General features: G+C 60.9%; 5 protein-coding genes. All 5 read right to left on the reverse strand.

Going from position 1 to position 6292, the window contains the following annotated elements; translation table 11 throughout:
• Window positions 1-24: 24 nt before the first annotated feature.
• Complete coding sequence (locus Q5H93_RS22315) at window positions 25-1716, reverse strand: DUF6438 domain-containing protein (protein WP_305008930.1); 1692 nt, start codon at window positions 1714-1716, stop codon at window positions 25-27.
• 106 nt (window positions 1717-1822) lie between these two features.
• Window positions 1823-2773: a glycosyltransferase family 2 protein gene (locus tag Q5H93_RS22320; RefSeq protein ID WP_305008931.1), complete on the reverse strand. Its 951-nt coding sequence runs from the start codon at window positions 2771-2773 to the stop codon at window positions 1823-1825.
• A 19-nt stretch (window positions 2774-2792) separates the two neighbouring features.
• On the reverse strand, window positions 2793-3326 hold the full coding sequence (locus Q5H93_RS22325) for a DUF4199 domain-containing protein (protein WP_305008932.1): 534 nt from the start codon (window positions 3324-3326) through the stop codon (window positions 2793-2795).
• 21 nt (window positions 3327-3347) lie between these two features.
• Complete coding sequence (locus tag Q5H93_RS22330) at window positions 3348-3902, reverse strand: DUF4199 family protein (RefSeq protein ID WP_305008933.1); 555 nt, start codon at window positions 3900-3902, stop codon at window positions 3348-3350.
• Window positions 3903-3967: 65 nt separating this feature from the next.
• Window positions 3968-6022: a BatA domain-containing protein gene (locus Q5H93_RS22335; protein WP_305008934.1), complete on the reverse strand. Its 2055-nt coding sequence runs from the start codon at window positions 6020-6022 to the stop codon at window positions 3968-3970.
• Window positions 6023-6292: the final 270 nt, after the last annotated feature.

Consider the following 6292-nt stretch of genomic DNA (forward strand, 5'->3'; position numbering starts at 1 on the left):
CGGCAGATTACTTTTTTATAGACCTTAACGGCCGCGGCGCGGGGCCCGCTGCTCGTTAAACTGACTACCGGCCACCAGCTGGTTGATGGTACCGTTCACGTAGTCGAACAGGGCCTGCACTTCGGCGGGGGCGCTGTCTTCCACGGTCACCGTTTTGGCGCTGCCCCCGGCGCCGTACATCGTCAGCACCGTGGCCGGGATGTCGGTAGCGCCGTTGGTATAGCTGGCGGCCAGCCCGTTGAAATTGGCTTGCTTGGCCTGCTGCTGGATGGCTTCTACTTTGGCGGGCTCCAGTTTCAGCTCGTAAGTGCCGAGGTGGGCCACGTTCTGCTGGCCCACGTACACCACGCGGCCGTCGGGCCAGATGGTAGCGGTGTAGCTGGGGCAGGTGCCCCGGCACGGCATTTTAGCAAACATCAGCGCGGGCGTAGCCGTCTTGACGGGGTTGCTGCCGCTTAGGGTGCCACCCGGCGCCGGTGCTGGTGCCGGAGTAGCCGTGGCCTCTCCGCCCGTGCTCAGGCTGCCATCGGCGGCGATGGGCGCCTCACCGGCTGCCGTCAGCTCACGGCCCCGGGCGGGCTTGATGCCGCCCGTCCGGCCCGGCCCCCGCACGATGTTGTCTGCGGGCGTCGTAGCGGGAGTTGAGTTGGGCGTCGTGGTAGTCGGAATGGGCTTGATGCCGCCCGTGGAATAATCGGCCGGAGCACTGTCTTCACCCGCCGTCACCGGCTGCGTGTCGCGGCTGGGCTTAATGCCACCCGTCCGGATGCCGCCGTTCGTTGCCGGGCCCGTGACGCCCGTTTCCGAGCTCACCGGCAGCGAGGCCGTCGGCTGGCTTGGCGTATTCGGAATCGGCTTGATGCCGCCCGTGGGATACTGCTGGGGCGTCTGCCCGGTCGGCGTGCTACCGTTGCCGGTTTTGATACCGCCGTTGCCGCTGATAGTGCCGCCGTTGCCGGTCTTAATGCCGCCATTGCCGCTGATGGTACCGGGCGTGCCGGTAGTAACGCTGCCGCTCAGCGAGCCCGGCGCCCCGGTCGGCGTGCTACCGTTGCCGGTTTTGATGCCGCCATTGCCGCCGATGGTGCCGCCTGGGCTCACCGTTCCGCCACCACTGGTGCTGCCATTGCCAGTTTTGATGCCGCCGTTACCACTGATGGTGCCGGGCGTCGAGGTTACCGGGCTGCCACTACCGGCCGGGGGCGTGGTGCCGCCGGGAGTTCTCACCGGCCCGGTAATCGGGCTTTGGCTCAGGTTGCCGGGTTGCCCGCTCGTGGGGGGCTGGGTACCTGGCGACGGGGTAGTGCCGCTGCCGCTAGTGGGCTGCCGGCCGGGGCCCGCCGGGGGCGGATTGGTGCCAGCGGTAGGCTGCCGGGTGGGGCCGGCCGGGGGCGTACGCACACCACCGGTGTTACGCGGCGGCGGGTTGGTGCGCGGCGGCGGATAGCTGCCAGCGGGCGGGTAGTTGCGGGGCGGCGGGGGGGGCGGGGTCGTCCGGCCCGGGCCGGTGGTGACGTAGCCACCCCGCGGGCCACCCACCGTGCCCGACTGGTTGATGATGGTGGTGCTGCCGGTGTTCACATACACCGTATCGGTGGTGTGATATTCGCGCACCCCGCCCTGCTCGTAGCCAGGGCCGTAATAATGACGATGAACCGTACAAGCCGGTAATGCTCCAACGCAGGCCAACGCCAGAAAAGCGTACAGGGATTTCATGAGTGAAAGAAGGTGAGAATGCCAGTAAAGGTAGCGAGCTGCAGTCTCGCATGCCAGCACTATTACAAGAGTGGTGCCAGTCGGCCCGCGCCGCGTGGCCCCCCCCTTACCGAATGCGCTCCCGCACCAGGTATTCGTCGCGTTTTGGGCCGTTCAGCTGCACCATTTCGGCCAGAAAACCTGCCAGGAACAGCTGTGCGCCCACGATTACGGCCACCAGCGCCAGAAAAAACAGCGGCTGGTCCGTCACGCCCCGCGCCCGCAGATTGTGGAACGACAAATACCACTTTTCGCCCAGCAGCCACAGCGAAAGCACCATTCCAATGAAGAACGACAGCGTGCCCAGCGTGCCAAAAAAGTGCATCGGCCGCCGCCGAAACCGGCTCACAAACGTGATGCTGGCCAAATCCAGAAAGCCGTAGATAAACCGTTCCAGCCCGAATTTGGTCACGCCATATTTGCGCTCCTGGTGCTGCACCACCTTCTCCCCGATTTTGCGAAAGCCGTTCCACTTCGCAATCACCGGAATGTAGCGGTGCATCTCGCCATACACCTCAATGCTCTTCACCACGCGTTGGTCGTACGACTTCAGCCCGCAGTTGAAATCGTGCAGCTGAATACCCGACAGCAGCCGCGTCGCGCCGTTAAAGAGCTTCGTGGGCAGCGTTTTCGAGAGCGGGTCGTAGCGCTTCTGCTTCCAGCCGCTCACCAGGTCGTAGCCGTCCTCCACTATCATGCGGTACAACTCGGGCAGTTCCTCCGGCGAGTCCTGCAAATCGGCATCCATCGTGCACACCACCCGCCCCACGGCCGCCTGAAAGCCCACGTTCAGCGCCGCCGACTTGCCGTAGTTCCGGTTAAACCGGATGCCGCGCAAGGTCGCATCGGTCGCCGCCAGTTCCTCAATCACTGCCCACGAGTCGTCGGTCGAGCCGTCGTCAATCAGCAGCACCTCATACGTTAGCCCGCGCTCCGGCAGCACCCGCGCAATCCAGCGCGTGAGCTCCGGCAACGACTCCGCTTCGTTAAGCAGCGGAATAACGATGGAAATTTCCACCGGAAAGGAGGCAGCGCGCTTATTCAAACTGAGGCTTAGAATGTTTGGTGATGGCGGATATCAGCAATGACAGCAAAAAAGCAAATAGCAGTGAGCCCAGGATGCCAAACAGCAGCATCCAGCTACCGCCGCTGAACTTTGCCGCCCAGGTCATGGCCTGGTCAATCTGCTCATCGGTCATTTCGCCTTTTTCCTCCATTTTGGCCCGCGCTATGTCCAGCGCCCGGCCCATGTATTCCGTATCGATGAACGTCAGGTACACGTAGTTAAACAATGTATTCAGCGTCCCGGCCACCAGGCCCAGCAGCGTTCCGATACCCAGCCCCTGGCTATACTCCATAAAGCCACCGTTGCTCCGCTTAAACTCCTTATGGGCTAACACAATGCCGCCCACGGTAATAGCCAGCCCCAGCCACCGCACCGGCGACTGGTCGGCCTGCGCGAAGAAGAGAAAGAAGGAGAAAATAATGCCGACCAGCCCCGTAAGCAGTCCGTAGCGCACAGCTACTGCCGTAGTCGTCACCGGTTTTGGTGTAGTTGTAGTTGGCTCCATGTGAGAGAAGGGAAAAGTGAGTTACTCGCGAAAAAATACTGCCCCTGGCAAGGCCAGAAATGCCGCCAGCAGCAATGTCCGGAAATCATTCAGGGCAATGTCTTCTATCGAAATATGCGCCAGATAAGCTACTTGCGCTTTATAGCCGGCTTTGCCACTTAGCTTCTCGATGTTGGCCCGCTCGACTTTAGCAATGCTCAGCATTTCCTGGCGGTTGCGTTCCATTGCCGCCGGCCCCACCAGTTTGCCCACGCCCAGCACGCTCAGCGCCGTCACGGTAGCTGCTACCACTGCCGTCATCGACCCCACTGCCCAGGCCCGTAGAAAGCCGGCTTTCAGCGGTGCCAGTGCTTGCTTCAGCAGCCACTGACTGGCCACCACCAGCAGCGGCACCACGAAATAGGCAATGAGTCGCTTCGGTCCGAAGGCATTGTTGTCCGTCAGATGCAAGCCCAACACCCACAGCCCGCAAAGCAAGCTTGCCCCTAAGCCAGTCTGCACTGCCACCCGCACCACTGTGCGCGAGGCATCCTCATTTCCAAGAGCTTGGTATTGCGGTAAATTCTGGTCAGGCATTCGAAACAGGCTAATAAGCCCGAAAGATACTAGCTACCCCGCATTGCCTTGCCCAAGCGGCCAGTTTAGGCTGTTGCCACCGCTGGCCGCACCACCTTCCCGCGCCCGCCAAAGCGCAGCAGCAAAGCCTCCGCCAGCAAGCACAACAGCACCAGCACCAAGCAATATCGCCACAGCGGCTGCCCCGTCTGTTCCGCCCGGAACTTGGCCAGCGCCGCCCCGCCCGCATTGCCATCCAGCACTCGCACGTTCGTTTGGTTAGCGCCCACCATCGCCCGCAGTTCCTCCGCCGAGTACGCCGCCAGCTCCGACTCCCGCTTGGCTTGGTTAAAAGCCAGCGTCGTCAGCACCTGCCCGCGCCGCTGCACTTGGTAAAAGCCCGGCTCTTGTAGTCCCACCGGCACCTCCAGCCGCAATTCCTGCCCCTGCACCCGCTGCGTCGGAATCAGCGTCACGCTATCCTTCACCAGCCGGATGCTGGCCTCCTCCGTGCGTTCAGTTTCACCAGCCGCACCCGGCAACCCCAGCGTCAGCGCCGTCTGCGACAGCCGGTAAGCTGGCAGCTGCTCATTATGGTAGCTCAGCATCGCCATCCGATAAAGCACCGGCACAAACAGCGCGTGGTTAGTAAAGTCAGAGTATTTCGGAGAAAACGGTGCCGAAAACACATACACTCGCCCCGCCCCGCTGGCAAACTCCGCCAGATAGCTCTCGCCATCCCGCATCCGCAAAATATCCTCACCCGTCCGCCCCCAGCGCAACACTGGGGCCACCCGTGGCATCGTCACCGCCCGCTGCTGCGCCCCAAATACATCCCGGAAAAACGGTGCCCGCGCACTCGGCATCGCCACATCCCGCAGTTCCGGCTCCGTCGCCGTTTCCCATTGCGCCGCACCCACGCCAAGAGCTTTAAATAATTGCTGATAAGAATCACGCCCCCCCGTTATCGCCGGAGGCACCACCACTACGCTTCCACCCCGCTTCACCACCGCCTGCAACGCATTGCGCAAGCCTGCATCCACCCACTCCAACTCGCGCACCAACACCAAGTTTGCCTTCCGCAGTCGCCCATAATCCACATTCTGCGGCTTCGCAAACGAGTAGCTAAACAGCGGCTCATTGCCATAGAGCTGTTGCGCCACCGGTTCCGCCCCAATCTCCAGCACCGGAATCGCTGCCGTCGGCTGCAAGGTGAAGTAATAAGTATTGTCAAAAATCACCGGCACATCCTCTGTCACCACGCGCCCCAGCGCCAGCTTCTCATCCGCCACCTGCACCTGCACCACCGAAGCTGCTACCTGCCCCGCTGCCACACTCACCCGGAAAGCTGCAACCTGCCGCTCCCCCAAAAACACCTTCACCGGGCAGTCATTCACCGCCTCATTCCCGCCATTCCGCACCCGCACGTGAAGCCCCAAGTTCGTCCGCACCCGCACAAATGCATCGTCCAGCCACAGGCTATCTACATACACATTCCCTCCAGCCTTCCCCACCTGCGGCACCAGCACAACCTCCCGCGCCACCCCAAACCCCGCCATCATCTCCGGCTGAAAGTCACTTTTCTGGAAATCCGAAAAAACATACAGCGGCTGCCGACCACTCCCCGCGCCCTGCCCACCCAGTTTGAATAAGCCCGCACTACGTGCATTTATCTGCGTCGCATCCAACTGCTCCCGATAAGCCACTTGGCTTAACTGATTCCCCCCCTGATTCAACAGCCGAAACCCCATCGTCGCCGGATAGCTCTTCCCAACCTCCCGTGCCTCGCCAACCGCTGCCCCCAGCAAAGTGCCCGCATCCGCACTACTCACCTGCATACTAGCCGAATTATCCAGCAACACATCAACCTCATTAGCCATCAAAGCCCCACCAGCCTCCTTTGCCGGAATAAACGGCTGGCAAAACAGCAGCACCAACGCCACCACCCCCAACACCCGCGTCAGCAACACTAGCAAATGCTGCAACTTCCGCTGCCGCACCGTAACCAGTTGCACCTGCCTGATAAACCCAATATTAGTAAACATCACCCGCTGCGGCCGCCGCAACTGCAACAAGTGAATCAACACCGGCACAGCCACCGCGCCCAAACCCCACAAAAACCACAAATAAGCTAACTGCATACTGTAAAATACATCACCAGCACGAAGGTAAGTTCACGCCAAGGTTCTATCGCGTTTGATACCAAACCTATTTGCAAATTAAGCAGACAAACATCTATCAGTCAATGATTAGCCTATACAGTAGATAAAAGCAAAAGCAACTCTAATCTTCGTCTAGTACTTAGAATCGTATAGCCTATTATCGTTGAATAGTAGCCCTGGCGCGGAGACTGGTGTAAAAGCAAACAGCCTGCCGCTGGTAAAAGCGGCAGGCTGTACGTGTAAAAGGTT

This window comes from Hymenobacter aranciens (assembly GCF_030580865.1).
Taxonomy (GTDB): Bacteria; Bacteroidota; Bacteroidia; order Cytophagales; family Hymenobacteraceae; genus Hymenobacter; species Hymenobacter aranciens.

Excerpts from the sequence above, each read along its gene's own strand:
- Q5H93_RS22315 (WP_305008930.1), bottom strand. The coding sequence starts at position 1,716 with ATGAAATCCCTGTACGCTTTTCTGGCGTTGGCCTGCGTTGGAGCATTA.
- Q5H93_RS22325 (WP_305008932.1), bottom strand. The coding sequence starts at position 3,326 with ATGGAGCCAACTACAACTACACCAAAACCGGTGACGACTACGGCAGTA.
- Q5H93_RS22330 (WP_305008933.1), bottom strand. The coding sequence starts at position 3,902 with ATGCCTGACCAGAATTTACCGCAATACCAAGCTCTTGGAAATGAGGAT.
- Q5H93_RS22335 (WP_305008934.1), bottom strand. The coding sequence starts at position 6,022 with ATGCAGTTAGCTTATTTGTGGTTTTTGTGGGGTTTGGGCGCGGTGGCT.